Origin of the sequence: Eggerthella sp. (assembly GCF_048329335.1) — a bacterium.
GTDB classification, from domain to species: Bacteria; Actinomycetota; Coriobacteriia; order Coriobacteriales; family Eggerthellaceae; genus Eggerthella; species Eggerthella lenta.
Map to the genome: position 1 here is coordinate 1 of NZ_DBFEGU010000296.1, position 2,862 is coordinate 2,862.

Sequence of the window (2,862 nt, forward strand, 5' to 3'; positions counted from 1 at the left end):
AAGCCCCGCCGGCGCCGGCGACGAGCCTGAGCTAAGGCACCGAGGGCCTGGACGACAACGGGTCGGCCGGCGGGGCGGGGCTTCTCTCCCGATGATACGCTTCGCCATCGGGAGACGCATCTATCGTCCCATAGGATGACATCGCCCAGCCTGCTTCCGAACTGGGATCGCGGTATCCGGTTGTCGGCTTCTTCGATTCGGGATGCGGCGCTATACTGGAAGCTGCAACCTATTCGGAAAGCGAGGCGACGATGGCTATCGACAAGGTGAAGGCGTTTCTGCGCGAGCGGGGCATGGAGGAGCGCGTGCTGGAGTTCGAGACGTCGAGCGCCACCGTCGAGCTTGCCGCGCAGGCCGTGGGCTGCGAGCCGGCGCGCATCGCGAAGACGCTGTCGTTCCACGTGGGCGACCGCGTCGCGCTCGTGGTGGCCGCAGGAGATGCGCGCATCGACAACCCCAAGTACAAGGCGCGGTTCGGTTGCAAGGCGAAGATGCTCGCCGCCGACGAGGCCGAGCCGCTGATCGGCCACGGCGTGGGCGGCGTGTGCCCGTTCGCGCTCAACGAGGGCGTGGACGTGTTCCTCGACGAATCTCTGCGGCGCTTCGACACCGTGTATCCGGCGGCGGGCAACGCCGCGAGCGCCGTGCGCCTGACGCCCGACGAGCTGGAACGCTGCGCCGCGCCCTGCACCTGGGTTGACGTCTGCAAGGTCGTCTGATGGAGGCGGGGGAGCGCCGTTCCGGCGAGATGACGTTCTACGTCGTGCGTCACGGGCAGACGCTGTTCAACGTCATGGGCAAGGTGCAGGGCTGGTGCGACACGCCGCTCACGGACGAGGGCGTGCGCGCCGCGCAGTCGCTGGGCCGCGGGCTGGCCGAAGTAGACTTCTCCGCGGCGTACTCAAGCGACAGCGGCCGTGCCGTGCACACGCTCGACGAGCTGCTGCGCGCGCGGGGGAGCAAGGTGCCGTTCGGTCCCTACGATGACATGCGTTTGCGCGAATGGTGCTACGGCGACCTCGAGGGCGAGCCGGGAGAGCTGCTGCACGCCACGCTCGACGCGGGGTTCGGCGCGCCGCTGTCGTTCGAGGAGCACAATCGGCGGCTGCCCGAGGTGGCCGACGTGCTGGCGGATGCGGATTGCTCCGGCCGCGCCGAGCGCTTCGATGCCATCGAGCGGCGCCTGCGCGGGTTCTTCCGCGAGGCCGGCGATGATGGGCTGAAGCGCGGCGGCGGCAACGTGCTGGTGGTAACGCATTCGTTCGTCGTGCGCACGCTCGTGTACCTCATCGACCCGGAGCGCGTGAACGATCCGGTGAAGATACCGAACGCCAGCGTCACGCGCATTTCCTACGACGGGTCGGATTTCCGTCTGGGCGAGATAGGCTCGACCGTCTGGCAACGGCCGTGAAGCGGAAGCGGCCGGAGCAAGCCTGCCCCGGCCGCTTCTGAAAGGAGCTACCAGCGATCCCAGCTGATGCGGCAGACAGGCGCGGTGCCGCCCATGCCGCCGTGTTCGCGCTGGCCGTGCTGATGGTGGTCGTGCCTCCGAGCCTGATCGTCCTCGCGTCCGCGAGGATGCCCGTCTTCGTGACCGGCCCCGTGATCGTGCGCATGGCCGCATCCGCAGGCCTGCGTCCCGGCTTGACCCTGCTTCCGGCCGTGCGGATGCTCCTCGTGCGAGCCCTCTTCGGTTCCCTCGTGGTCGAGCGGATGCTTGCGCGCGCCCATCAGCCACTCGCCGGCCAGCAGCTGCATGCCCATGGGCATGAGCCGCACCGAGATCGAACCCACTTTGTTGTACCAGCCCGTCACGGCGCAGCGCTCGCCGCGCATGAGCGCGCGGTACACGCGGATGGCCGTCTCGTCGGTATCCATGGAGAAGTACTTCCACGCGGGCGCGTCCTCGATGCCGGCGTTCTTCGGGAAGTTCGTGCGCGTGGCGCCGGGGCAGACGGTGGTCACCGACACGCCGGTGTGCTTGAGCTCGCGCGCAAGCGCGGTGGAGAACGACAGCACGAACACCTTCGCCGCGCCGTACAGCGCGTTGTAGGGGCACGGCGTTTTCGCCATCATCGAGCTCATGTTGAGGATGCGGCCGTGGCCGCGCTCCAGCATGGGATGCAGGAACACGCTGGTCAGCTCGGCGAGGCTGGTGACGCTGACCTGGATCATCGAGCGGATGTCGGCGATGGGCAGGTCGGAGAACTGGCCGGCGGGGCTGTAGCCCGCGTCGTTGACGAGGATCTCGATTTCCTTGCCCGCCTCCTGGACGCGCTTGAAGATGGTGCGCGCGGCATCGGGGTCGGAGAGGTCGCAGGCTATGGGAAGCACGTCGATGTCGAGCCTGCGCAGCTCGTCGGCTTGCTTTTCCAGAGCCTCCTTGTCGCGTGCGACGGTGACCAGATCGAAGTCGTCGCTGGCGAACAGCAGGCAGAGGGCCTCTCCGATGCCGCTCGTCGCGCCGGTGACCAATGCGGTTTGTGCCATGATGGCGCTCCTTTCGTGCCGGACGCGCTGCGCCCGAGTGGTTTTTCCCGTCATGATAGGAGCGGGTGGCGAGTGCCGTTCGGGCGGCTGCGCGGCCGTTGGAAAGGTGCGACTTGCACGCAATCGGGCTGAAATGGCGAGGAGGACGCTTACGAATCGAGTCGCGCCTCCTCGAGGGCGCCCTCCTCCCGCTTCGGGTCGGGCGCGGCGTCGTCGAGGTTGCGCATGCCGCGCGCGACCAGGGCGAAGGCCGTGATGGCCATCCAGCAGCCCACGAGCACGATGGCGGCCACCGAGGTGCCCAGTGCGCTGACGCCCACCGAGGTGGCGAACACGGCCACGGGCACCGCTGCCAGCAGAAGCGAGTTCTGC

Annotated in this window: 3 protein-coding genes and 1 pseudogene; 2 read left to right on the forward strand and 2 right to left on the reverse strand. The window is 68.2% G+C overall.

Features of this window, described 5'->3' with window-relative positions; all coding sequences use genetic code 11:
* Window positions 1-251 precede the first annotated feature (251 nt).
* Together ACMO6A_RS09430 and ACMO6A_RS09435 are read left to right on the forward strand one after the other, a co-directional pair.
* Window positions 252-719: a YbaK/EbsC family protein gene (locus ACMO6A_RS09430; protein WP_009607847.1), complete on the forward strand. Its 468-nt coding sequence runs from the start codon at window positions 252-254 to the stop codon at window positions 717-719.
* Window positions 719-1,411: a histidine phosphatase family protein gene (locus tag ACMO6A_RS09435; protein ID WP_086414388.1), complete on the forward strand. Its 693-nt coding sequence runs from the start codon at window positions 719-721 to the stop codon at window positions 1,409-1,411. The genes ACMO6A_RS09430 and ACMO6A_RS09435 overlap by 1 nt, the downstream gene beginning before the upstream one ends.
* A gap of 47 nt (window positions 1,412-1,458) precedes the next feature.
* Here the strand turns inward: ACMO6A_RS09435 and ACMO6A_RS09440 are convergent, their stop codons facing one another.
* Window positions 1,459-2,490 carry an SDR family NAD(P)-dependent oxidoreductase gene (locus ACMO6A_RS09440; RefSeq protein ID WP_009306502.1) on the reverse strand — a complete coding sequence of 344 codons (1,032 nt, stop codon included), beginning with the start codon at window positions 2,488-2,490 and terminating at the stop codon, window positions 1,459-1,461.
* 149 nt (window positions 2,491-2,639) lie between these two features.
* Window positions 2,640-2,862 (reverse strand): annotated as a pseudogene (locus ACMO6A_RS09445) (MFS transporter); the annotation flags it as partial.